20 protein-coding genes are annotated in these 22,259 nt (G+C 64.4%); 6 read left to right on the top strand and 14 right to left on the bottom strand.

Annotated elements, in window-relative coordinates:
• Positions 1 to 85 precede the first annotated feature (85 nt).
• From SM755_RS11110 to SM755_RS11085, 6 genes are all read right to left on the bottom strand, one after another.
• Positions 86 to 1,027 (bottom strand): nitrilase family protein, encoded by a 942-nt coding sequence (locus SM755_RS11110; protein WP_323172717.1) that lies wholly within the window; start codon positions 1,025 to 1,027, stop codon positions 86 to 88.
• Entirely contained in the window at positions 1,024 to 3,009 is a 1,986-nt protein-coding gene (locus tag SM755_RS11105) for an ABC transporter permease subunit (RefSeq protein ID WP_323172716.1), read from the bottom strand. Before SM755_RS11105 ends, SM755_RS11110 begins: the two co-directional genes overlap by 4 nt.
• Positions 3,010 to 4,173 (bottom strand): ABC transporter ATP-binding protein, encoded by a 1,164-nt coding sequence (locus SM755_RS11100; protein ID WP_323172715.1) that lies wholly within the window; start codon positions 4,171 to 4,173, stop codon positions 3,010 to 3,012.
• Positions 4,174 to 4,178: 5 nt separating this feature from the next.
• A complete protein-coding gene (locus tag SM755_RS11095) occupies positions 4,179 to 5,282 on the bottom strand; it encodes a substrate-binding domain-containing protein (RefSeq protein WP_323172714.1) in 1,104 nt (367 codons plus the stop codon).
• Between the two features lie 211 nt (positions 5,283 to 5,493).
• The gene (locus SM755_RS11090; RefSeq protein WP_323172713.1) at positions 5,494 to 6,501 is read right to left on the bottom strand and encodes an NrpR regulatory domain-containing protein; all 1,008 of its coding nucleotides are present in this window, start codon (positions 6,499 to 6,501) and stop codon (positions 5,494 to 5,496) included.
• Positions 6,502 to 6,507: 6 nt separating this feature from the next.
• Complete coding sequence (locus SM755_RS11085) at positions 6,508 to 7,911, bottom strand: aspartate aminotransferase family protein (RefSeq protein ID WP_323172712.1); 1,404 nt, start codon at positions 7,909 to 7,911, stop codon at positions 6,508 to 6,510.
• Between the two features lie 173 nt (positions 7,912 to 8,084).
• Between SM755_RS11085 and SM755_RS11080 the strand changes: the two genes are divergently transcribed.
• On the top strand, positions 8,085 to 9,197 hold the full coding sequence (locus SM755_RS11080) for a class II histone deacetylase (RefSeq protein ID WP_323172711.1): 1,113 nt from the start codon (positions 8,085 to 8,087) through the stop codon (positions 9,195 to 9,197).
• 357 nt (positions 9,198 to 9,554) lie between these two features.
• Here the strand turns inward: SM755_RS11080 and SM755_RS11075 are convergent, their stop codons facing one another.
• Positions 9,555 to 10,130 (bottom strand): metallophosphoesterase, encoded by a 576-nt coding sequence (locus SM755_RS11075; protein WP_323172710.1) that lies wholly within the window; start codon positions 10,128 to 10,130, stop codon positions 9,555 to 9,557.
• A 167-nt stretch (positions 10,131 to 10,297) separates the two neighbouring features.
• Here SM755_RS11075 and SM755_RS11070 point away from each other — a divergent pair, with 167 nt between their 5' ends.
• The gene (locus tag SM755_RS11070) at positions 10,298 to 11,242 is read left to right on the top strand and encodes a cation diffusion facilitator family transporter (RefSeq protein WP_323172709.1); all 945 of its coding nucleotides are present in this window, start codon (positions 10,298 to 10,300) and stop codon (positions 11,240 to 11,242) included.
• Between the two features lie 8 nt (positions 11,243 to 11,250).
• Here SM755_RS11070 and SM755_RS11065 read toward each other — a convergent pair whose 3' ends face one another.
• Positions 11,251 to 11,880, bottom strand: coding sequence for a class I SAM-dependent methyltransferase (locus SM755_RS11065; RefSeq protein ID WP_323172708.1), 630 nt, complete (start codon positions 11,878 to 11,880; stop codon positions 11,251 to 11,253).
• Positions 11,881 to 12,032: 152 nt separating this feature from the next.
• Between SM755_RS11065 and SM755_RS11060 the strand changes: the two genes are divergently transcribed.
• The gene (locus SM755_RS11060) at positions 12,033 to 14,234 is read left to right on the top strand and encodes an ATP-dependent DNA helicase (RefSeq protein ID WP_323173220.1); all 2,202 of its coding nucleotides are present in this window, start codon (positions 12,033 to 12,035) and stop codon (positions 14,232 to 14,234) included.
• A 30-nt stretch (positions 14,235 to 14,264) separates the two neighbouring features.
• Here SM755_RS11060 and SM755_RS11055 read toward each other — a convergent pair whose 3' ends face one another.
• The 6 genes from SM755_RS11055 to SM755_RS11030 form a co-directional block, all read right to left on the bottom strand.
• Positions 14,265 to 14,633 carry a hypothetical protein gene (locus SM755_RS11055; protein ID WP_323172707.1) on the bottom strand — a complete coding sequence of 123 codons (369 nt, stop codon included), beginning with the start codon at positions 14,631 to 14,633 and terminating at the stop codon, positions 14,265 to 14,267.
• 68 nt (positions 14,634 to 14,701) lie between these two features.
• Positions 14,702 to 15,043 (bottom strand): rhodanese-like domain-containing protein, encoded by a 342-nt coding sequence (locus SM755_RS11050; RefSeq protein ID WP_323172706.1) that lies wholly within the window; start codon positions 15,041 to 15,043, stop codon positions 14,702 to 14,704.
• Between the two features lie 18 nt (positions 15,044 to 15,061).
• Positions 15,062 to 15,355: a sulfurtransferase TusA family protein gene (locus tag SM755_RS11045; RefSeq protein WP_006665352.1), complete on the bottom strand. Its 294-nt coding sequence runs from the start codon at positions 15,353 to 15,355 to the stop codon at positions 15,062 to 15,064.
• A gap of 76 nt (positions 15,356 to 15,431) precedes the next feature.
• Complete coding sequence (locus SM755_RS11040; RefSeq protein ID WP_323173219.1) at positions 15,432 to 16,604, bottom strand: YeeE/YedE family protein; 1,173 nt, start codon at positions 16,602 to 16,604, stop codon at positions 15,432 to 15,434.
• A gap of 236 nt (positions 16,605 to 16,840) precedes the next feature.
• Complete coding sequence (locus tag SM755_RS11035; RefSeq protein WP_323172705.1) at positions 16,841 to 17,356, bottom strand: 2'-5' RNA ligase family protein; 516 nt, start codon at positions 17,354 to 17,356, stop codon at positions 16,841 to 16,843.
• A gap of 139 nt (positions 17,357 to 17,495) precedes the next feature.
• Positions 17,496 to 17,681, bottom strand: a complete 186-nt coding sequence (locus SM755_RS11030) for a hypothetical protein (RefSeq protein WP_006665355.1) — start codon at positions 17,679 to 17,681, stop codon at positions 17,496 to 17,498.
• 314 nt (positions 17,682 to 17,995) lie between these two features.
• On the opposite strand from SM755_RS11030, the gene SM755_RS11025 reads away from it, so the two are divergent.
• The 3 genes from SM755_RS11025 to argH all read left to right on the top strand — a co-directional run bounded on the left by SM755_RS11025 (position 17,996) and on the right by argH (position 22,184).
• Positions 17,996 to 19,075 carry a hypothetical protein gene (locus SM755_RS11025; protein ID WP_323172704.1) on the top strand — a complete coding sequence of 360 codons (1,080 nt, stop codon included), beginning with the start codon at positions 17,996 to 17,998 and terminating at the stop codon, positions 19,073 to 19,075.
• Positions 19,076 to 19,461: 386 nt separating this feature from the next.
• Positions 19,462 to 20,691: an argininosuccinate synthase gene (locus SM755_RS11020; RefSeq protein WP_323172703.1), complete on the top strand. Its 1,230-nt coding sequence runs from the start codon at positions 19,462 to 19,464 to the stop codon at positions 20,689 to 20,691.
• A gap of 2 nt (positions 20,692 to 20,693) precedes the next feature.
• Positions 20,694 to 22,184: an argininosuccinate lyase gene (gene argH, locus SM755_RS11015; RefSeq protein ID WP_323172702.1), complete on the top strand. Its 1,491-nt coding sequence runs from the start codon at positions 20,694 to 20,696 to the stop codon at positions 22,182 to 22,184.
• The last annotated feature ends 75 nt before the right edge of the window (positions 22,185 to 22,259 follow it).

Genomic DNA, 22,259 nt, shown 5'->3' with positions numbered 1-22,259 from the left:
CGACAATTCGGCGAGAATGAGGATGAATTCCGGTGGCAACCAACCACGCCCGCTCGACCAGCGCGACGGCTGAACTCGCGTCGCGTTACTCGGTGTTCGCGCCCGTTCCCTGTTCGTCTCGCTGTCCCGTCTCGTAAATCGCCGGCCGTCGAGACGCAAGCACGTCGTCGTAGGCCGTCAGGTTCTTCTCCCGCGCTCGTTCGAGCCTGCACTCGGCGCTGAGTTCGTGCTCGCCGGTCGTCGGTGCCGGTCCCGCGAGAGGAACCCCGTCCGGGTCGAGAATAACGCTCTGTCCTTCGAAGGTGACGCCGCGTTCGGTGCCGGCGCGGTCCGCACACGCCATAAAGACGCGATTCGAGTTCGCGTGGGCGAGTGCCTGGTGGACGCCGACGGTCCAGCCGCCGGGCCGAGTCGGAGCGTCGTCCGGCGTCCCCGGGACCCAGTTGGTCGGCACGGCGACGAGATCGACGCCGGCGCGGGCCTGTGCGATCGTGAGCTCCGGAAACCAGAGGTCGTTACAGATCTGGACGCCGAGGCGGCCAAACGGCGTGTCGACGACCGCGAGGTCGGTTCCGGGGTCGAACCAGCGGTGTTCCGCGTTCCAGCGGTGGACTTTCCGGTACACGGCCTCGACGCCGGACGGCGAGACGACGAACGCGCTGTTGTAGTACGCGTCTCCGTCGGCTTCCGGCACGCCGCCGACGATCCAGGTGTCGGTGTCGGCGGCGACGTCGCTCCACGCTCGGGCCGTCTCGCCGTCGCGCGGTTCCGCCATCGACGCGACCTCCGTTTTCGACTCGAAGACGTACCCCGAGGTTACGAGTTCGGGGAAGACGATCAGGTCGGCGTCGGCGTGCTCGCGGACGAGTTCAACTGTGCGGTTGCGATTGCGGTCGACGGCACCGAACTCGGGGGTGAGTTGGACGGTGACGATTCGGGCGTCGGTGGCGGGGGGTGCAGTCGCGTCCGCCGCCTTCACATCTGCGTCCGTTTTTGCTCCCGCTCCCGAACTCGGTTCCGCCGTCACTCCCAGATCCCTCCGGAGAGCCTGTCAATAGCCGTCATCACGACGACCGTGAGGATGATGAAGACCACGCTGGCGGCCGCGATGGTCGGCGGATAGGAGTACCGAAGTTGGCTGAAGATTTCGATCGGGATCGTTTCCACGAGGGTCAGCGACAGCAGCCACGTGATGATGTACTCGTTCAGCGAGAGGATGAACGCGAACAGCGCACCCGAGATCACGTTCGCCCGAATCAGCGGGTACGTGATCGTCCGGATCGTCCGGAGCGAGGACGCGCCGAGGTTCATCGCGGCTTCCTCGTAGGTGCGGTCGATCTCGTCTAAGCCCTGCGAAACCAGGATGAACGGGAACGGCGCATAGAAGATCCCGTGGGCGATGATGATACCCAGATGCGTGCCGGCGAGCCCGAGTTCGAGGAAGAACACGAGGAACGCGACCCCGATGATGACCGGGGGAAGCAGAATGGGTAACACGCCGAGCGTCCCGTAGATCGTCCCCCATCCGTAGTCGAATCGATCGAGCGCGAACGCGAGTCCGCCGCCGATCGTCGTGCTCAGTAGCGCGGCGGCCCCGGCGATCGTGAGACTGTTGAGCAGCGCGGTTCGCCACGCCTCGGTCCCGAAGAACTCGGCGTACCACTGCAGGGAGAACCCGCCCGGCGGGAACGTGAGGAACTCTTCGGGCGTGAACGAGACCGCGATGATGATCGCGAGCGGGAGGGCAATGTACACCATCACCGCTGCGACGTACGTCCGGAACGCCACCCAGATAATGGATTCGCGCGTGTTCGCGTCGATTCGCGTGACAAGCGAGTCGAGTGCGGACCCAAGCCGGTTCCCTGCGGCGGTCAGTCCGACCGTCGTCGCCGCGGTTCCGAGTCCGCTCCGGAACCGGGTTAACGGTCCAGGGGCGGACGACCGTGCAGGCTGCGACCCGCCGTCCGTTGCTATCTCTTCGGTGCCGCCCAGGCTCGCCGTCGTCACGTTCGTCACGCGGATAAGTACCCAGAGGAACACCAGCACGACGACGATGAGCCCGATGCTCATCGCCGCGCCGAACGGATAGTTGCTCTCGCTCATGACCTGTTGCTCGATCAGCACCGGCAGCGTTCGCTGGGCGGAACTGCCGAGGAGCCGCGGCAGGACGTACGAGCCGAGCGCCAAGATAAAGACGAGCGCAGTACCGCTCATGACGCCGTTTTTCGACAGCGGCAGCGTCACTCGCCGGAACGTCTTTGCCGGCCCTGCGCCGAGGTTCTTCGACGCCTCGAGCAGTTCGCCGTCGAGGTTCCGCAGGCTGCTGTAGAGGGTGAGGATCATGAACGGCAGGAAGACGTAGACCATGCCGACGACCAACCCCCAGTAGCCCGGGTAGAACGACTGCGGTTCGTCGAGGAGTCCGAGCGCGACGCCGGCCGAACTCAGGACACCCCCCGAAGCCAGGATGACTTGCCAGGCGTAGGCTCGGATGACGTACGTCACCCACAGCGAGGAGATGATCGTAATGAGCAGCAGGCTCCGCAGCCACGGACGATCCATCCGCGCGAGATAGTACGCCATCGGATAGCCGAGCACGAGCGAGAACCCGGCCGTGACGAGCGCGAGTTCGATCGTCAGCCAGAGCTGCCCGAGGTACAGGTTGGGTTCGACGAACGGCCACGTCGACGTGAAGCCGACGTCAAGGAATCGGGCGTAGTTCTCGAGCGTGAACCCGATCTGGTATTGCCCGCCCGGAACGTTCTCCCAGAAGCTGAAGACGACCAGCATACACAGCGGGACGAAGAAGACGGCGACCAGCCAGAACAGCGGATACGACAGTACGTACCACTTCGCCCGCGATTTCAGGCCTGCACGGCCGGATTCGCCCGAACTGGACGGCGCTGCGGTGGATGCCTCTGTATCGCTCGCAGTAGTCGCTGCGTCGGTGGTGGTCGCAGCTCCGGTTCCAGTTTCGGTATCGGAGGAAGTGTCTGTACGATTCGTCATCTATTCCTCCACGAGACGGCAGTCAGCGGCTCCGATGGACACCGTCACCCGGTCCCCGGGGCCTCGTTCGTCCAGCCCGCTCCGTCGCACGACGACGAGTTCGCGACCGGCGTCGGTTTCGACGCGGAACTCGACGCTGCTGCCCAGGTGGCGTTTGAAGGTGATCTCGCCCTCGAAGACGGTTTCGGGTGCGGGCTGCGTGCCGCCGTCGGCGCTCGGGTTCGTACTCGAACTCGCGCTCGCGTTGGCGGTGGCGTTTGCGGCCGCATCCCCGTCCGCGCTCGATTCGGACGCCGCGGCGAACCGGAGCCGCTCAGGGCGCACGATGACCGAGACGTCGTCGTCGGTCGAAACGTCGTTCTGGGCCGTCGCCTGCACCGTCACGTCGGCGCAGTCGACGGTCGCGTAGCCGTCTTCTATCGCCGTTACCGAGCCGTCGAAGATGTTCGCCGTTCCGAGGAAGTCCGCGACGAATCGGGAATCGGGGTCGTTGTACACGTCCTCCGGCGGGCCGACCTGTTCGAATTTCCCGTCGTTCATGACGGCCAGCCGGTCCGACATCGTCAGCGCCTCTTCCTGGTTGTGCGTGACGAAGACGGTCGTGATGCCGATCTCCTGTTGGATACGGCGGAGTTCGACCTGCATCTGCTCGCGCAGTTGTTTGTCCAGGCTCGCCAGCGGCTCGTCTAACAGCAGCGCCTTCGGCCGCGGGGCGAGCGCCCGCGCCAGAGCGATTCGCTGTTGTTGCCCGCCCGACAGCTGATCCGGCGTTCGGTCGCCGACGCCGGGCAACTCGACGAGTTCGAGCATCTCCTCGACGCGCGCGTCGATCTCCTCGTCGGTGTACTCGCCCGCCGCCTCCATCCCGTAGGCGATGTTCTCGTGGATGGTCATGTGCGGAAACAGCGCGAAGTCCTGGAAGACCATCCCCGTGTCGCGCTCGTACGGCGGCGCATCGGTCACGTTCTCGCCGTCGATTCGAATGCTGCCGTCCGTCGGCGTTTCGAAGCCCGCGATCGTCCGAAGCGTCGTCGTCTTCCCGCAGCCGGAGGGCCCGACGAGCGTCACGAACTCGCCGCTCTCGATGTCGATGTCGACACCCTTGACCGCGAGGACGCCGCCCGGATACCGCTTTGTCACGCCCGCGAGTGAAATTCCACTCATACCGATTAGTTGATGATGAACTCTTCCCAGCGCTGATTGACCCAGTCCTCCTCCTCGACGTAAAGGTCGTAGTTCGGCGTGATCGCTTCGTCGGGACCCGGGCCGGCGATCTGTTCGTAGAGTTCGTCGTCGATTTCGGAGTGTTCGCGGTCGATCGTCGGACTCGTATAGAGGTTTTCGGCGAGTCGGTCCTGAACCGCGGGCTGGCTCGCGTAGTCGATGAACTGCCGGGCTTCCTCCGACAGATCGGTGCTCTCGAGGGTGACCCAGAGCCCGGAGTCCAGTACGGAACCCTCTTCGACGAAGTTCGACTGGACGGGTTCGCCCTCGTCCTGCAAGACGAGCGTGATGTCACTGTAGAGCATTCCAGCGGGCACCTCGCCATCAATGAGTCGCTGCTGGAAGTCCGCCTCGTTCTCGTACCACATGTTCGCCTGGCTGGTAACGCCTTGCAGTTCCTGAAACACCTCTTCGACGCCGTCGCGGTCCTGCAGGATCTCGGGGTCGTCGAACCGCAGTTCCGCGGTGATGTCGAGCAGGAACGAGTTCGACGCGTAGCCGAGCAGGCCGAGCGTATTCTCGTACTGATCGTCCCACAGCGCCTCCCAGCTATCGACCGGGTCCTCGATGACGTCCGTGTTCTGGACGAGGTTGATGTACCACGAGAGCGCGCCGATAGCCGGGATTCCGTCGTCGGCCTCCATAACGAGATCGTCGCTGATGTACTCCAGATTCTCGAAGTCGTCTTCACTCCAGAGGTGCCACAGATTGGAGTTTAGCCCCTTCAGCACCCCGGTCTGTGCCATGATGGCGACGTCGACCGGTGCCTGTCCGGCGCTGACGGCGTTTTCGTACTGCGTCAGCGCCTCTTCGGAGGTCGGCTGCGCCTCGGACTCGACCTCGATATCGTGTTCGTCCGAGAAGGCCGGGAACAGCTCTTCGTCCATGACCTCCTGAAACACGCCGCCGTAGACTGCAACCGTCAGCGTATCGTCGCCGCTATCGAGCATCCCTGTACAACCGGCAAGCCCACCGAGAGCTGCGACGCCTCCCACCGCCGCGCTCGTGCGAAGGAACTCCCGCCGCCCGTTCGTGTCTTGTGCTGGCATACTATTGCCACCTACCCACAGTATCCAGGCTATCCCTACATAAGTGTTCCCACAGCACGGTATGACGTACCAGTATTCTTTCGTCGGGAGAGCGATTGAATGAGATTACCGTAGTTATGAACTTCCGAAAGACAGATTCTGGAGCTATACGAATGTAATCTCTGGCTACTTTGAAACGTAGAACGGCGGTTTCGAGTTCGATTCCGATGGGTCACGACCACTCGTCGAGTTCAGCTCGCGACTGGACGCGGGCAAGCGTCGTCCATTCGGTCGCCAGGTCGGCTTCCACGCAGCGAGCGATGAGGCATTCGGACGCGCCGACGCAGGTGAGCGAGGCGAACGCCCAGCCCGGTTCGTCCCACGGGAACGGTCCCGGTTCGCGGGGCCGGCGAGCGTCGATGACGCCGCCCAGGCGGTCGCGGGTCGCCGCCGCGAGTTCGTGCGCGCGATCGTAATGTGCGAGCGGGAACTCGCGGTTGTCGGCGACCAGCAGGCCGGCCTCACCTTCGAGTGCGGCCCCGACCGATGTCCGTCGGGCCTCGATCAGCAACGATACCATGTCGACCGTCGCGCGCTCGTTCCCGATTACGTCGGTAAACCGTCGAATCGCCCCGCCGTGTGCCGTCGGATCGGGGTCCTCGTAGGGCACCGTCTCCGGATCGGGGTGATACTCGACGACGCCGGTCGTATCGAGGTCGCTGTCGATCCCCTCCGCGAGCAAGACGCCGTCGATCGTCACGCTCGAGGGCGTCGCGATTTCAATGTATTCGGCTCCGTTGCGCTCGCTGAACTCGAGGGACGCGACGACGGGTCCGAGCGGCGAGTCGTCGATCGCGGTGAGAAGATCGTCGACCTGCTCGTGCGCCGTTGCGGGAACGGTGACGGTGCCGACGACGACGGCCCCCTCGTCCGCGAGCGGATCGTAGGTGACGCGACTCGTCAGATCGGCGAGCCGTTCGCGGACCTGTTCGACCCGGCCGCTCACGCCGCCGCGCTCGAGTTCGGCGCGGCCGGCCGCGGTCAGTCGCCGTCCCTTCCCGCCGACCTTCTCGGTCAGGCCGTCTTCGTCGAGGTCGGCGAGCGTGAGCCGAACCGTTCGTTCGGTGAGCGAGTAGCCTCGCTCTCGGAGGTGCTCGGTGAGGTGGACGCTTCCGATCGGCTCGTGTGCGTCGAGCAGGCGAAGAATGTCGTACGTCCGCCGGTCCGGATCGCTCGTCATGCCTGACTACTGCTGTGCGGCGGATAAATGCGTGGCGAGATCCGCGAAGGCGTCGACGTGGGCGTCGATGTCGTCCCCCGTGTGCTGGACGCTGATCGTCCACTGCTGGGAAGCGTCGTGCGGGTGCGGGATGACGCCGCGATTGAGCATGCCGAACCAGTAGGCCTCGTGGAACTCCTCGTCGACGTGCTCCCAGTCGCGGAACGTCCGAATCCGCTCGTCGGTGAAGTACACCATGCCCTGCGAGCCCGCGGTCACGACGTGGCCCTCGAGACCGGCATCGTCGATGACGTCGCGATAGCCCGCGGCGAGTCGGTCGGCGAGTTCGGTCACGTGATCGTAGGCGTCGTCGGTCAGGATTTCTCGCAGCGTAACCCCGACCGCCCGGAGCGAGAGCGGGTTGCCGTTGTACGTACCGTAATGGGCGGCACCGGTGGCGACGCCCTCGTCCAGGTCCGCCGCGATCTGGGACATGAACTCGCGCCGGCCGCCGAAGGCACCGACCGGGTAGCCGCCGCCGATCGCCTTGGCGAGCGCGACCAGATCCGGCTGGACGCCGTAGTACTCGGCTCCGCCGCCGGGCGCGAGTTTGACGCCGGTTTTGACCTCGTCGAAGATCAACACCGCGTCGAACTCGTCGGCGAGTTCGCGCAGCCGTTGGAGGAAACCACCTTCCGGTTCGACGACGCCGAGATTGAAACAGGCCGGTTCGACGAGGATGCCGGCGACCTCGCCCTCGTGTGCGCGAAGCAGCCGCTCGACGCTGTCAGCGTCGTTGTACTGCCCGAGCAGGATATTCTCCGGCACCGATTCGGGGATTCCCTGCGATTCTTTGACCGGCGTCGGATCGACCGCCGGCCCGGCGCGGTCGACCGGCGGCATCTTGCTCACGAGCGCCGGATCGTGCGCGCCGTGGTAGGCTCCTTCCATCCGAATGATCTTCTCACGGCCGGTCGCCGCCCGCGCCAGGCGCATCGCGTGCATCACCGACTCGGTGCCACTGTTCGTAAACCGCACCTGCTCGATCGTCTCCCAGCGGTCGATCAGCGGCTGCGCCGCGAACTCGAGGAGGTCGCTCGGCCGCGTGTAGAGCGTTCCGTCGTCGATTTGCTCTTTCACAGCCGCAGAGAGCGTCGGGTGGGTGTGCCCGACGAGTTGGGTGCCGTTGTTCAACGCGAAATCGAGGTATTCGTTGCCGTCGACGTCGATGATGGACGTTCCTTCTGCCCACTGTGCGTGGACGGGATACGGCTCGTACGCCCGGAATGTGCTACAGACGCCGGCGGGAACGATCTCCCGTAGTTCGTCGGCCATCGCTTCCGAACTCGATGTCCGTTTCTGGTACTGATCGTACGCCTGTGCGAGTAGTTCGTCCGTCGACGTGGCGTGTGGCGAGTGGGTATCGGTCATCGAATCCCGGAAACACTCTTCCGGTTCTAGGATGTCTTGTAGCGGCCAATAATATATCTTTCTATCAATCTGGAGTCAATTCAGGGCGGCGGATCGTTCGCGACCCGTCTGACGGATCGATTCGACCTTCCGCAATGCACACATATACCACGATCGAGATTCCTGGGGTCTCTATGGTCTCTGGAACCGCCTTCTGGCACGACAGTTTCCTCGCGCACGAACCGCCCGCCGGCGAGGGGGAAGCCGAGTGGAGCGGTCGTCTCGCAGTAAAACAACCCCACCCGGACCGGCCCGAGCGCGTACGGAACGTTCGCCACATTCTGCGCCACGAGTTCGGCGACGAGATCGAGTGGAAATCGGCACCGCGCGCGACGGACGGCCAGCTCCATCGCGTCCACGAGCCGGCTCACGTCGATTCGATCGAAGCGTTCTGTGCCGCCGGCGGCGGACGGATCACCGGCGGGACCGGCGCGAACGAAGCGACCGCCCGGGCGGCCCGCCACGCCGCGGGGGCAGCGGCGGCCGCCGCCGAGCACGCCCTCGAACACGGGCTAGAAACCGTGCCCTACGCCTGCGTTCGGCCGAGCGGCCACCACGCCCAGCCGGCGCAGGTGGACGGGTTCTGCTTCTTCAACAACGCCGCCGTCGCGGTCGAACAGGTGCTCGCCGACGCGACCGTCGACCGGGTCGCCGTCCTCGACTGGGACGTTCACCACGGCAACGGCACGCAGGAGATTTTCTACGACCGCGCGGACGTTTTGACGATCAGCGTTCACAACGACCACGACTCGTGGAATCCCGATGCCCATCCGCAGCGCGGCACCGTGGACGAACACGGCGTCGGCCCGGGCGAAGGCTACAACCTGAACGTCCCGCTGCCGCCCGGAACCGGCGACGAGGGATACCGTGCGACGATGGATCGGCTCGTCACCCCCGTCCTCGACCAGTACGACCCCGACCTGCTCGTCGTCAGCGCGGGCGGCGACCCCGGCGTCGTCGATCCGCTCGGGCGCAACGTCGTGACGAAAGCCGGCTTCGAATCGCTCGGCAGGCGCGCTCGCGAACTCGCGGCGCGCACCGCCGACGGGCGACTCGTCGTCCTGCAGGAAGGCGGCTACCACCCGAGCCACCTCGGGTACGCCATGCTCGGTACGCTCGAGGGCGCGCTCGATCTCGAGTCAGCAGTTGCCGATCCGTTCCCGTGGCTCGACGAGGATTTCGACTCCGCAGCCGGAACGCTCGCCGAAATCACCGACTACTACGCCGACTGGTGGGACCTCGAGTGAGCGACCCGACGGAGACTAAAACTGATTTTTCACCTTGCGCTGACTATAATGTGTTTGCCACCGTTGGTCAAAATGCGCCTCGATAACCGGCCCACCGCGGTGGGAATCGGCCGGTGAACTCGAGGGCTGTCAGGTAGCATCCCCCCACATCCCCCCACATCCCCCCCCCATCCACCATCGCCATGCCCTGATCACCCCCAATCCCCCAATCCGATCACCCCCGATCATCCTCTCCCCTCCCGCTCGCCGCCCACCCACCGCAGCCGTCTCCGCTGTTCGCCACCCGCTGGCGTCCTCGTCTCTCCTCCACCTTTCGCCGCTTCGACTGCCCGCTCCTGCGGCAGTCGACTCATGTCTTCAGACGACGAACGACTCGACGAGTTCACCGGTCGGCTCGCGGATCTCGCCGGTGAGCGTGGGTTCGTCCGCGTCGCTGTCACTGTCGTCATCCGCCGTTTCGAGAACGGCGTACCCCGGCCGATTCCCGCGCGTCTGGGCGTAACTACCGGGATTCAACAGGAGACAATCGTCCGTCCGAACGACCGTCGGGCGGTGGGTGTGTCCCGAGACGACGACATCGGCGTCCCGCGAGCGGCCGAACATCGCTAATCCAGTCTCGCCGCCGTCGCGGCGGTGCGTAACCGCGAAGCGAACGCCACCCGCCTCAACAACGCGGGCCGTCGGCAACCGGTCGCGAACCGCTGCGCTGTCCGCGTTGCCGTGGACTGCAAACAGGACCGCACACTCATCCTGCAACGCATCGAGCGCCGCTGAACTCGTGAAATCGCCCGCGTGAATAACGACATCCGCGTTTCGGACCGCACGCAGCACGTCGCCGTCGAGTTCGTGTCCGTCGGCGCTGTGGGTGTCAGAGAGGACGGTAATCGTCGTCGCCGATGGGTCGGAGTCGAAGTCGGTGTTGGTGTCGGTCATGGCTTCGTCTACGACCGCCGTCCGTGGCATGGGTTTCGGTGTGGTGATGGTGGTAGTGTTGTTACTGCCGATGTCGTCGGTCCCGCATCGAGGATGGGCACTCAGCAGCCGCGACCCTGCCCGCGTCCGGCATACTTCTTTAGGAACCTGTCTCGATAGTGAACCCAATGGCCACCAGTACCGCCGTCGTCATCGCTGCGCTGTTTGCAAACGCTGCGATCGCAGTTCTCAAATTCGGCGGCTTCGTGCTCACCGGCAGCCCCGCGATGCTTTCGGAGACCTATCACTCGATCTCGGATACGGGCAATCAGGTCTTCCTGCTGATCGGTATCCGCTACGGCGCACAGGAGCCCACGCGAAGTCACCCGTTCGGCCACGGCAAGGCCCAGTTCTTCTACAGCTTCCTCGTGAGCGTCATGCTGTTTGGCATCGCCGGCTGGGAGAGCGCGACACACGGCTACAGCGCACTGCAAGCCGGCGAAGTCCACCGGGCGAACGAGCCGGTGACGCTGCTCGGCGCGACGTTCGATCCGATCTACGTCAACTACGCGGTGTTGCTCGGAGCCATCGCCTTCGAATCCTACGCGTTCTGGAAGGCCTACCAGGGAATTACCGCCCAGATGGACGAGTACGGCTGGGAGTCGTTCCGCGAGGCGTTCCGAAAGACCAGCGACGTGACGACGCTGACCGCACTCACCGAGGACGCCATCGCGCTCGCCGGTGCCGGCATCGCCCTCCTCGGCGTCTACCTCTCTCGAACGTACGAGAACCCGATCTACGACGCCGGCGCTGCGCTCGTTATCGGCATCCTGCTCATGGGATTCGCCATCGCTCTGGCCTGGCAGAACAAGCGCCTCCTCCTCGGCGAGAGCTTACCCGCCCCCGCCGAAAACGAACTCCGCGCCATCGTCGCCGACTGGGACGGCGTCACCGAACTCGTCGACTTCCGCACCGTCTACTTCGGCGCAGAGGAATTACTCGTCACCGCAGATGTCGCGTTCGAATCCGAACTCGATGCGGCGACGATCGACGAGCGGATCACCGCCATCGAACGGGCGCTGAAAGAGCACGACGACCAGATCCAGCGCGTCTACATCGAACCCGAAGCCTGAATTGGGACTTATGCACGCAAACTGCCGCCAGGACTGTCTTCCGACTCTCTACCGTCCGCTTCGATAGTGGCAACCACCCAGACCCAGTTCGCCTCGGTTTCGACAGTCAGCGGCTTGAAGCCGGCGTCGTGAACGAGCGAGCGAATCTCTCCCGACCGATAGTACTCGAAGTGCCTCTCGTCCCCCTCGCCAGGCATCGTCGGAGCGCGCTTGACTGCACAGAAAACGACGCCGCCGGGGCGGAGCACGCGATGGAACTCTTGCAGGGTCGCTGCCGCATCAGACCGGGGGATATGGAGAAAAGACGCAGAACTCCAGACACCGTCGAAGGATGCATCGGTGAAGGGCAACCGACGCATGTCGCCCCACACGAACGACGCTGTTGGCTCCCGGTCGCGCGCCGCTCGCAGGAACGCCGGCGTCAGATCGAGTCCGATCGCATTGTAGCCGGCGGATTCAAACGCCGAGATGTCCGAACCCGGTCCACAGCCGATATCCAGCAGTCGGTTTCCGTCCCCAGCCAGCGCGTCAAAGAACGGGCCCCCGTATTCAGCAGCGACCGACTCGGAACGGTACTTTTGAACGTAGGCGTCGGCGTCGGACTCGTACTCCTCGAGGGTGCGGACGACATCGTTCATACTGTAGCATCCGACTCATTCGCAACGGAGCTGATATATCCGTTGGGGTGACTGTCGGCCAGCGGAGATCGATGCTGTGACCGGCTAATCGAGACGAATCCTTTTATCGGAGCGGGAACCAATCACCTATCGTGTCCGAGACAGCCGGGTACATGCGCTTTTTCCCGTACGATCAGCCGTACGAGAACCAGCGCGAGGCGATGGACCGCATCCACAACGCGCTCACGCGCGGGCAAAACGTACTCTTTGAGGGCGCCTGCGGGACCGGCAAAACCCTCTCCTCGCTGGTCCCCGCTCTCGAGGTCGCCCGCGAACAGGACAAGACCGTCGTCATCACGACGAACGTCCACCAGCAGATGCGCCAGTTCGTCGCGGAAGCCCGCGCGATCACCCGCGAGGAGTCGATCCGCGCCGTCGTCTTCAAGGGCAAAGGCTCGATGTGTCACATCGATGTCGGCTACGAGGAGTGCCAGACGCTCCGGGACAACACCCGCGCCCTCGTCGACGCCGAACAGGACAAACAGCAACTCGAACGCCGCCAGCGCGAACTCCTCGAAGAGAGCCAGGACGGCGACGGCGGCGCGGCCGACGCCCGCAGCGCCGTCATGGACGAACTCGAGTCCATCGAGGACCGCCTCGACGACCTCGAAGACCAGAACGTTTGCGAGTACTACCGGAACAACCTGACCGAAGACACCGAGGAATTCTTCGGCTGGCTCTTCGAGGACGTTCGCACCCCGGACGAAATTTACGACTACGCAGAGCAGCGCCAGCTTTGCGGCTACGAACTCCTGAAGGAGGGCATCGAGGGCGTCGACCTCGTCGTCTGCAACTACCACCACCTGCTCGACGCCACGATCCGCGAGCAGTTCTTCCGCTGGCTCGGCCGCGATCCCGACGACGTGATCGCCGTCTTCGACGAAGCCCACAACGTCGAGGATGCCGCCCGCGAGCACGCCACCCGGACCTGCTCCGAACGCACGTTCGAGTCCGCGCTGGATGAACTCGCGGAGACGGACGATTCGCGCGCAGAGGACGCCGTGAACGCGCTCTCTGCCTTCCACCGGGCGCTCGTCGAAACCTACGAGGACTCCTTGGGCTTCGGCGAGAGCGCGGTGCAACGCGCCGCGGATACCGCGAGCGGCCGCGGGCCGCGAGCGCGCGAACGGATCGGCGAGAACTGGGAGGACGTCCCGATCGCCAACGAGGGCCGACGCGACGACCTCACACTCGAGTTCTTGCAGCGCTACTCGGGGAGGGGGATCGAGGCGGATCTCGAGGCGGCGATGAAACTTGGCCAGGAGTTAGACGAGGAGTACGAGGAGGCTTACCGCGAGGGCGAGACGGCGACGCGGACGGAGTGTCAGACGCTCCAGGCGGCGGCGTTCGTCAGCGCGTGGATGAACGAAGGGGCAAAGGAAGGTCTCTATCCGGTCGTCTCCGTCACCCGCGACGCGGGAACCGACGAGATTTACGGCCGCGCGGAGCTGTACTCCTGTCTGCCTCGACAGGTCACCGGCCAGTTGTTCGAGGAGGTGTCTGCGACCGTGCTGATGAGTGCAACGCTGCAGCCGTTCGACGTGACCGAGGACGTGCTGGGGCTGGAGAAGCCGGTGACGATGGCCTACGGACTGCAGTTTCCCGCGGACAACCGCCGGACCTACGCCGTCGAGACGCCACCGCTTTTCTCCTCGGACCGGGACGACCCGGCGGTCCAGGCGGATGTCACGGAGACGATCCACGACGCCGTTCGCATGACGCCCGGGAACACGCTTGCCTTTTTCCCGAACTACGGGGAAGCGAGTCGGTACGCCGAACGACTCGAAAACCGGTCAGAGAGGACTGTCTACCTCGATGAACCGGGCGTCGCGGTCGAGGATCTTCGACAAGAGTTCATCGCGGACGACGACGCCGTCCTCTGTACCTCGCTGTGGGGGACGCTCGCGGAGGGGGTGAGCTTCGACGGCGAGGATGCCCGAACCGTGCTCGTCGTCGGGGTTCCGTATCCGCACCTCGACGACCGGGCCGAGGCGGTCCAGGAGGCCTACGACGCGGCCTTCGAGGGTACCGAGACCGGCTGGCGCTACGCGGTCGAGATTCCGACCGTCCGCAAGACCAGACAGGCGCTCGGCCGGGTCATCCGCTCGCCCGAAGACATCGGCGTCCGCGCGCTCCTCGACCGGCGTTACTCGAAGCAGGCGAAGTCGGATCTCGGCAAGTACAGCGTCAACAGCACCTTTCCGCACGAACAACGACAGGACCTGCTCGATATCGGCTCGGACAAACTCAAGTTCGCGATGCGAAACTTCTACGGCGACCACGACTGCTACGGTGGCGACCCGCCGGCACCCTGATTCGGCACCCGATTTTGACGCCCGCCCTGCTCACTCGATCGTCACGTGCCCGACGCCGCCGATCAGCATCACGACGTGCGTTCCGCCGTCCTCGATCGACACCTCGAACGTCTCCTCGTCCGCCGTGATCGTCCGGGTGTCGACGATGCCGTTTTCTTCGTGATCCAGTCGAAATCCGATCCCCTCGCGTTCGAGATCCGAGCTCCCGTTCTCGCCGTCACCGAGCGGAAAAATCTCCTCTACCTCCACCGTGATTGCCAGTTCCGATCCCGCGTCGGCGCTGAACTCGACGATTTCGTCCTCGCCGATCGTCGTATCGACGCCACCGCCGGCGAGGAGTCCAGTACAGCCTGCAAACGGCACGGTTGCAGCGAGTGCCACGACAGAACGTCGGTTCATAGAACAGAGACACGATAGTAGCCACGAATAGTTTCTGGCCGAACTGCTGTGTCTTGTGCGTCGCCCTGTTATTGCGGCTTGGGGCTGGATTCGGACGCAGCCGACTCCCAGGCCTCGTAGCCGCCGTCCATACTCGCAACGGACTCTGCGTCGCCATACTCGTCGATGAGTCGAGCGGCCTGGATCGAGGTCTTACCGATGTAGCAGTAGACGATGACCTCGTCGGCCCAGTCGCGGTCGACGACCGTCTCCTCGAGTTCGTCGATCGTGACGTGTTCGGCACCGGGGAGATGGCCGTCGTCGTAGGCCGTGTCCTCGCGGACGTCGATCAGGTCGAGTTCATCGTCATCGTCATTGCCATCGTCGCCGATGCGGTCGCGGACCGTTTCGGGGGAGAGTTCGTCGATCATTGTCGTGTACAGGGTGGATTACCGTTTCCGGAGGTAGATCCGATAGGTTGCGTCGCCGCTTCGCCACACCTTCGCGTCGGCGTCGTCGCCGACGGCTCGGGGGACGTTTTCGGTGCAGGGGACGTGGTCCGTCTCCTGGACGAGGAGGTCGCCCGACTCGAGCTGCTGGAGGCCCTTCTTGGCCTCGACTTGCGGGTACGGACAGACTTCGCCCATCATGTCCTGGACGAGGTCGGCCTCCTCGAAGAGTTCGGTTGCGTCGTCGTCGCTCAGTTCGTCCGGGGTGTTCGTTACGTCGTCGATGGATGGCATGTGTCTGTGCGTGTTGATTCGGGGTCAGTAGTGGTTGGCGATCGATTCGGTCAGGTATCGGACCGGAGGTGGCGCATCAGATGGCACAGCCGACCTCGCGGTAGATCCAATGGGTCATCACGTAGACGCCGGCGACGATGCCGACCGCGGCGATGAACGAGTGGACCGACAGCTCGGCGATGCCCGAGTAGATGTTCCCGATGTTACAGCCGGGCGCGAGTCGGGAGCCGGCTCCCATGAGGACTCCGCCGACGACCGCGTTCGGGAGTCGCCGCCGCTTTGGCACGCGGACCGCGAAGTCTCCGCTCCAGACGGCGGCGAGAAACGCGCCGACGATGACGAACGCGATCATCACCATGTCGACGGTCACGTCGACGCCCTGGCCCTGGAAGAGCACGGAGCCCCAGTACTCGAACGCGTTCGCCTCGACGCCGACCTGCGAGAGCAGGTAGCCGGTCCAGCGGGCTTCGGGACCGGTCACGCCGACGATCGAGTGCTGGGTGAACCAGAGCACGGCGGCGGCGGTGATCCCGAGGGCGGCAGTGCGCGGGTCCCAGGGCTGCTTGCTCGCGGCGATCGGGGTTCGCCACGCGCGAGCGAGACCGCGCGCGTAGGTGGCCGTCCCGCGGGCGAACTGTCGTAACCCGATGACCGGCGCACGAAGTGCCCCGAGGTGCAACTGGGCCACGTCCGCGCGCTCGCCGAACTCGGCGGTCGTCGAGGCCCGTCCGACGAGGGTGGCGTACCCGAGCAGCGCGACGATTGCGACGCCGACGCCGAGCAGTCCCGCCGGGATCGACGTGACGGTAAACAGGCTGACGCCCTCGCCCACCGTCAGCGCCGCGAAGTACGTGCTATCGAGCGTCGGGAAGGCGACGGTAAACGCCGCGTAGCCGATACCCATACAGAGCAGCGTCAGCCAGAACTGTAGGTAGCCCTCACCGGCACGATAGAGCGTGCCGCTGGCACAGCCGCCGGCGTAGGTCATCCCGATTCCGAAGATGAAGCCGCCGACGAGTCCGGTGAGGCCCCACTGCGGCGTCCAGAACGTCTGATAGTACCCAAACTGGTAGGCGATCCCCCAGAAGACCATCGTGAGAAGCGTCGCAGCGAGAACGCCCTTCGTGACGCGGGAGTCCTTGTACGCGAAGAAGTCCCGAAAGGCGTTCACGAAGCAGAACCGCCCCTTCTGGAGGAACGCCCCCAGCGTGGTCCCGACGAGCGCTGCAACGAGTAGTGTCGAAAGCACCATCGAAAGGCAACGGCTCGCCGGCCTTAACTCGCGTCCAGCCGGATGACTATTCCCGCACTCCGGACGAACTCGAGTCGCCGAATTCGGCCGGTACCGATCGCTCTCGACGACGAACGTCGGGGACTGGTGTCTCTGTGACTACTAGCTACCAGCAGCATTTGCACCTATCGCGCACCGCCGATTGCGGGGACGAAATGCGATTACGACTACGACAATTACAACGACTACGACGACTACAACGACCGTGACGACAACGGCACGCGACTCGCCGGCACCTTCTCCGTGCCGTTCCAGAACTCGAGTTCAGTGACGGTCCAGGTGATCGGGTCGATTTCGCGGTCGGCCAGTCGCCGTGCGGTTGCGGTGTCGCCGTCGCGGGCGAGCGTGATGTGGGGGACGTAGTCGTCGCCTTCGAGGTCGTCGAGGGGATCGAACGTCTCGATGAATTCGGCGTGAATGGCCTCGAGACCGGGGCTGTCGACGCTGAGGTAGACGACGGGTGCGGAGCCGATCGGCGGGTCGTCGAAGTAGTCGATACCGGTTATCGTCGCGTCGACGGCGGCCGTGTTTTCGAGTGCGCGGTGAGTCTGGCGCTGGAGGTGGCCGAACTGCGCCTGCGTGGTATCGCCGAGCCGTTTGAGAAGACACGAGTGGGTCTGGCGGACGTGCTCGAAGGCGACGAGTTCGGGATGGAGGTCGGTAGCGAGTTTGCGGACGCGGCCGGGGACGGGGGCGATAACGCTGTACACGCGTCGAGTCGGGTAGTAATTGTGGCGGGGTGTGTTTGAGCGTTCTGTTCCGGTTCCCGTTCTCGCCTTGGTTATTTCTTGTTACGCGTGCGAGCGTGCAAATCGCACCACGTTCGCTGACTCGCCGATTCAGCGCCGCTTACAACTGGTCGAGCAGCCACAGGACGATCAGGCCGAGGATCGCGAGCATGAGCAGCGGCTGGAGCAATCCGACGATGGTGCCGACGATCGCCTGCATGACCTCGATGATGAGCAGGATGGCGACTAACACGAGGACGAGTTTCAGGAGGGTTTCGACCGCGAGTGAACCACGAGTGTCGGTCATAGGGAACTCTTTGTCAGGGAAATTGAAAAATACTCCGCTACTGGAGTCGGAAAGACCTATTTAGTCGGCCCCGGCAGTTGTACGTAATGGACGGGAAGGGGCTCCGAGCCCTGGTATGTGCACTCGTCGTCGTCTGGTGTACGGTTGCGGTGGGCTGGTCCATGTCGGGTGCTGTGGTGGCGACCGGCACGACGGCCGATCAGTCGCTCACGTCGACACAAGTGCCAGTGCACGAACAGGGTCAGGCTACGGGTCAGTTTGTGACTTCGTCACAGTCACAGTTACTGTTACAGTCACAACAACTACAGCCGCAGGTGCAAGACGACGCTCCGGCTGCGAGTTCACATCTCAATAACTCGACTGAGACCCGCATCAGCATCTTCCTCGAGGAGGATGGTTCTGCGACGGTCGAGGTTGACTATCGCTTCGAGGCGGGGTCGGATGACTGGAACGAACTCGAGTCGGACGTCGAGGACAATCCGGACGCGTATGCTGCACGCGAACAAGCGGATTGGGAACAAGACATCGAGGAGGCACAGAATAGGACGGACCGGGAGATGAACGTCTCGAACACCACGGTGACGACATCGACGAGTTCGGCGACGCCACAGGATCTCGGTCACGTCACGTTCACGTTCGAGTGGTCGTCGTTCGCCAATGTCGTGTTGAATCAGATCGAGGCGGGTGATGCGCTTGCGGGATGGTTTACACCCACCGAGGGGACGACGTTGCAGATAATCCCGCCGGACGGGTACGTGATCGAAGAGGCGGATCCGGAGCCGTCGGGGTCCTCGGAGGAGTCCGTTCTCTGGAACGGGGCCGAAACGGAATTTCTCGAGGACCAGCCGATGATCGTCATGACCGAGGATAGCGAGACTGCCAATACGTCGGACGGAGCGACTGAGGGGCCGTCGCTGTCGTGGCTGGTTATCGTCGCGACGCTCGTCGTATTGGCGGCGGTTGGCGTCGGTATCGGAGCCGCCGCGTGGTGGATTCGGCGTGGTCCCGGAAGCGGGAGCGGTTCCAGGTTCGGGTCCGGATCCAGTACTGACTCACAGTCCCGGCCACCGACAAACGGGGCGGCGGGAGCGCCGATGGAGGGGTCGTCGACCGCGGCTTCGGGGTCGTCTCCTCGCGGGAACGGTAACGGTAGTGATTCCGGATCGAACAGTCCACCGCCGGAACTCTTGAGCAACGAAGAGCGCGTGCTCAAACTCCTCGAGAGTTCCGGCGGGCGGATCAAGCAACAACAGGTCGTCTCCGAACTCGAGTGGACCGAAGCCAAGACGAGTCAGGTCGTCGGTGGGTTGCGAGAGGACGACGAGATCGACGTCTTCCGAATCGGGCGCGAAAACGTGCTGGCGTTGCCGGACGAAGTCGAGTCAGAACAGTAGTCGTAGGTAGTAGTTGGCGGCAATTTCGCTCCGTATTCTTGCGCTCGATCCCGCAAGCCACGGTCGCTTTTAACTTCGTGTGCAACCCGGTGCAACATTTGCCCGACACGAGGATTTAATAGGGTCAAGTCTCGTAGGAGGGTGCAATGACGCAGTCCGCCGGTCTTGCAACTGCGTTCGCTTCCTTCGTGACCGGCGGGACTGTCTCCCCGCGACCGCGACGACCGCGACCGGGCCTTTGAGCCCGTACTATCCCTTCCCCCACGTTCCATGCTGTTTCCCAAATTGATAGGTAATTCCTATTTCCCCGGTTAGCGTCCGCTCTATCTATAAATTACGTAACTTAAAGCAATGAATTTAAGTATATCCCTCGGTTCTGTTCGGATATGACACGCGTTGCACTCGCGTTCTCGGGTGGACTGGACACGACCGTCTGTGTCCCGTTGCTCGAAGAAGAGTACGGATACGACGAGGTCATCGGCGTCACCGTCGACGTCGGCCAGCCGGCCTCGGAGTTCGACGAAGCAGAAGAGACCGCAGAAGCGCTCGATCTAGATCACTACGTCGTCGACGCTAAAGACGAGTTCGCCGACCTCTGTTTCGACAGCGTTCGCGCGAACGCGACCTACCAGGGCTACCCGCTCGGGACGGCGCTCGCTCGCCCCGTCATCGCCGAGGCGATCCTGCAAGTCGCCGAAGAACAGGACTGTGACGGCATCGCTCACGGCTGTACGGGCAAAGGGAACGACCAGCTCCGGTTCGAAGCCGTCTGGCGCGACTCCGACCTCGAAGTCATCGCCCCCGTGCGCGAACTCGGACTCACGCGCGAGTGGGAACAGGAGTACGCCGACGACAAGGACCTCCCCGTCGAGGGCGGCAGCGGCGGCGACTGGTCGATCGACACCAACCTCTGGAGTCGCTCCGTCGAGGGCGACGAACTCGAGGACCCGAGCTACGTCCCGCCCACGGACATCTACGACTGGACGGACGAACCGTCCGGCGAGAGCGAGGAAATCGAGATCACCTTCGAGAAGGGCTACCCCGTCGCCGTCGACGGCGAGGAGTACGATTCCGTCTCGCTCATCGAGCACCTGAACGAACTCGCCGGCTCCTACGGCGTCGGCCGCACGGACTCGATGGAAGATCGCATGCTCGGGCTGAAAGTCCGCGAGAACTACGAGCATCCCGCCGCCACGACGCTGCTCAACGCCCACGAAGCCCTGGAGGGACTCGTGCTCACCCAGGAAGAACGCGAGTTCAAGCAGCTGATCGATCAGCGCTGGTCGAAGAAGGGCTACGAAGGGCTGGTCGACGCGCCGCTCGTCGGTGCGCTCGAGGGCTTCATCGCCCAGACCCAACAGCGCGTCACCGGCACCGTCACGGTGCGCTTCGAGGGCGGCACGGCTCGCCCGGTCGCTCGCGACAGCGAGTTCGCGGCCTACTCGGCCGAACACGCGTCCTTCGACACGGAAACGGTCGGCAAGATTACACAGGAGGACGCCACCGGCGTCGCGAAGTACCACGGTTTCCAGCGCCGGCTCGCGAACGCGGTGACCGATGACGCCGACACAGACGCCGAGACGGTCGAACTCGCCACTGACGGAGGCGAGGAGTAGACATGACCGAGGAGAGCGCTCGTGGCGGAGCCGACGGCGACGAGTCGGGCGTCGTCCGGCGAGACCGCTTCAGCGGCGGCCCCGCACGGAGTTTCCTCTCCTCGCTTGCGGCCGACGAACGGATCTTCGAGGCCGATCTCGAGGTCGATCGCGCACACACCCTCATGCTCGCGGAGCAGGAGATTATCGACGCGGAGACGGCGGGATCGATTCTGACCGCGCTCGATGCGATCGAAGTCGCCGGCCACGACTCGCTGCCCGACGGCGAGGACGTTCACGAGGCCATCGAGACGGCCGTCATCGAGCGCGTCGGTGCGGACGGCGGGAAGATGCACACCGCGCGCTCGCGCAACGACGAGGTCGCGACCTGCATCCGCTACCGCCTGCGCGAGGACGTGCTCGATGCGATCGAGACGACGCTTGCGCTCCGCAAGTCGCTCCTCGACGTTGCGGACGCGCACGCGGAAACGATCATGCCGGGATACACCCACCTGCAGCCGGCCCAGCCGACCACCGTCGCTCACTGGGCGCTCTCCTACGAGGGGACCGTCCGCCGCGACACCGAACGGCTACTCGAGGCCTACGCCCGGATCAACGAGTCCCCCCTCGGCGGCGCGGCCTTCGCGGGGACGACCTTCGACATCGACCGCGAGTTCACCGCGTCCCTGCTCGGATTCGACGGCGTGGTTGTGAACTCGATGGACGCCGCCTCGAGCCGGGATTTCCTGCTCGAGACGACGCAGGCGCTGTCGACCCATGCAACGACGCTGTCCGGCCTCGCGGAGGACCTGATCATCTTCGCGAACCGCGGTTTCGTTTCCCTCGCGGACGACTATTCCTCGACCTCGTCGATCATGCCCCAGAAGAAAAATCCCGACACGCTCGAACTCGTCCGCGCGGTCGCGGGTGACGCGGCCGGGAACGTTCAGGGGTTGATGACGACGCTGAAGGGACTGCCTCGCGCCTACAACCGCGACCTGCAGCGCGCGACGACCCACGCGTGGGAAGCTGTCGATGCAGTGGTCGAGGCGAGCGAGGTTGCAGCCGGGGCGGTCGCGACGGCCGAGTGGAACGCGGATGCCCTCGCAGCCGAGGCCGGTGCAGGCTTCTCGACGGCAACCGGGGTCGCCGACCTGCTCGCCGCGAACGGCCTGCCGTTCAGAACGGCTCACGAACTGGTCGCTACCGCTGCCGAAACTAGCGCGGAACACGGTTCCGCGGACTACGACGCGCTCGACGCTGCCGCCAAAGCCGTTCTCGGCGAACCGCTTGCGTCCTCCGTCGACCCCGATGCCGTCACCGACGCGCTCGACCCCGTCGAAAGCATCGCGAGCCGCGACTCACAGGGTGGACCGGCCCCCGAAGCGACGGCCCCACAGCTCGAATCGGGCCGCGATGCGCTCGGTGCTGACGAGTCGACCCACTCGGAGCTCGCCGGTGAACTCGAGACGGCACACACGGCGCTGCGCGAGGAGGTGAACGACTATGTCTGAGTCACCCCTGCCGTCGCCAGTTTCGCCTCCGCGACCGCCGTCCCCTTGAGGGGACAATATACACCATTTGTGACA

It is taken from the genome of Natrialba sp. PRR66, assembly GCF_034808065.1.
GTDB classification, from domain to species: domain Archaea; phylum Halobacteriota; class Halobacteria; order Halobacteriales; family Natrialbaceae; genus Natrialba; species Natrialba aegyptia.
The sequence above is the reverse complement of the archived record's forward strand: the minus strand, read 5'-3'. Positions and strand labels throughout refer to the sequence as shown.

What these genes read in the sequence shown, in the direction of transcription:
- SM755_RS11105 (WP_323172716.1), bottom strand. Translation starts at nt 3,009, where the DNA reads ATGACGAATCGTACAGACACTTCCTCCGATACCGAAACTGGAACCGGA.
- SM755_RS11100 (WP_323172715.1), bottom strand. Translation starts at nt 4,173, where the DNA reads ATGAGTGGAATTTCACTCGCGGGCGTGACAAAGCGGTATCCGGGCGGC.
- SM755_RS11095 (WP_323172714.1), bottom strand. Translation starts at nt 5,282, where the DNA reads ATGCCAGCACAAGACACGAACGGGCGGCGGGAGTTCCTTCGCACGAGC.
- SM755_RS11090 (WP_323172713.1), bottom strand. Translation starts at nt 6,501, where the DNA reads ATGACGAGCGATCCGGACCGGCGGACGTACGACATTCTTCGCCTGCTC.
- SM755_RS11085 (WP_323172712.1), bottom strand. Translation starts at nt 7,911, where the DNA reads ATGACCGATACCCACTCGCCACACGCCACGTCGACGGACGAACTACTC.
- SM755_RS11080 (WP_323172711.1), top strand. Translation starts at nt 8,085, where the DNA reads ATGGTCTCTGGAACCGCCTTCTGGCACGACAGTTTCCTCGCGCACGAA.
- SM755_RS11075 (WP_323172710.1), bottom strand. Translation starts at nt 10,130, where the DNA reads ATGACCGACACCAACACCGACTTCGACTCCGACCCATCGGCGACGACG.
- SM755_RS11070 (WP_323172709.1), top strand. Translation starts at nt 10,298, where the DNA reads ATGGCCACCAGTACCGCCGTCGTCATCGCTGCGCTGTTTGCAAACGCT.
- SM755_RS11065 (WP_323172708.1), bottom strand. Translation starts at nt 11,880, where the DNA reads ATGAACGATGTCGTCCGCACCCTCGAGGAGTACGAGTCCGACGCCGAC.
- SM755_RS11060 (WP_323173220.1), top strand. Translation starts at nt 12,033, where the DNA reads ATGCGCTTTTTCCCGTACGATCAGCCGTACGAGAACCAGCGCGAGGCG.
- SM755_RS11055 (WP_323172707.1), bottom strand. Translation starts at nt 14,633, where the DNA reads ATGAACCGACGTTCTGTCGTGGCACTCGCTGCAACCGTGCCGTTTGCA.
- SM755_RS11050 (WP_323172706.1), bottom strand. Translation starts at nt 15,043, where the DNA reads ATGATCGACGAACTCTCCCCCGAAACGGTCCGCGACCGCATCGGCGAC.
- SM755_RS11045 (WP_006665352.1), bottom strand. Translation starts at nt 15,355, where the DNA reads ATGCCATCCATCGACGACGTAACGAACACCCCGGACGAACTGAGCGAC.
- SM755_RS11030 (WP_006665355.1), bottom strand. Translation starts at nt 17,681, where the DNA reads ATGACCGACACTCGTGGTTCACTCGCGGTCGAAACCCTCCTGAAACTC.
- SM755_RS11020 (WP_323172703.1), top strand. Translation starts at nt 19,462, where the DNA reads ATGACACGCGTTGCACTCGCGTTCTCGGGTGGACTGGACACGACCGTC.
- argH (WP_323172702.1), top strand. Translation starts at nt 20,694, where the DNA reads ATGACCGAGGAGAGCGCTCGTGGCGGAGCCGACGGCGACGAGTCGGGC.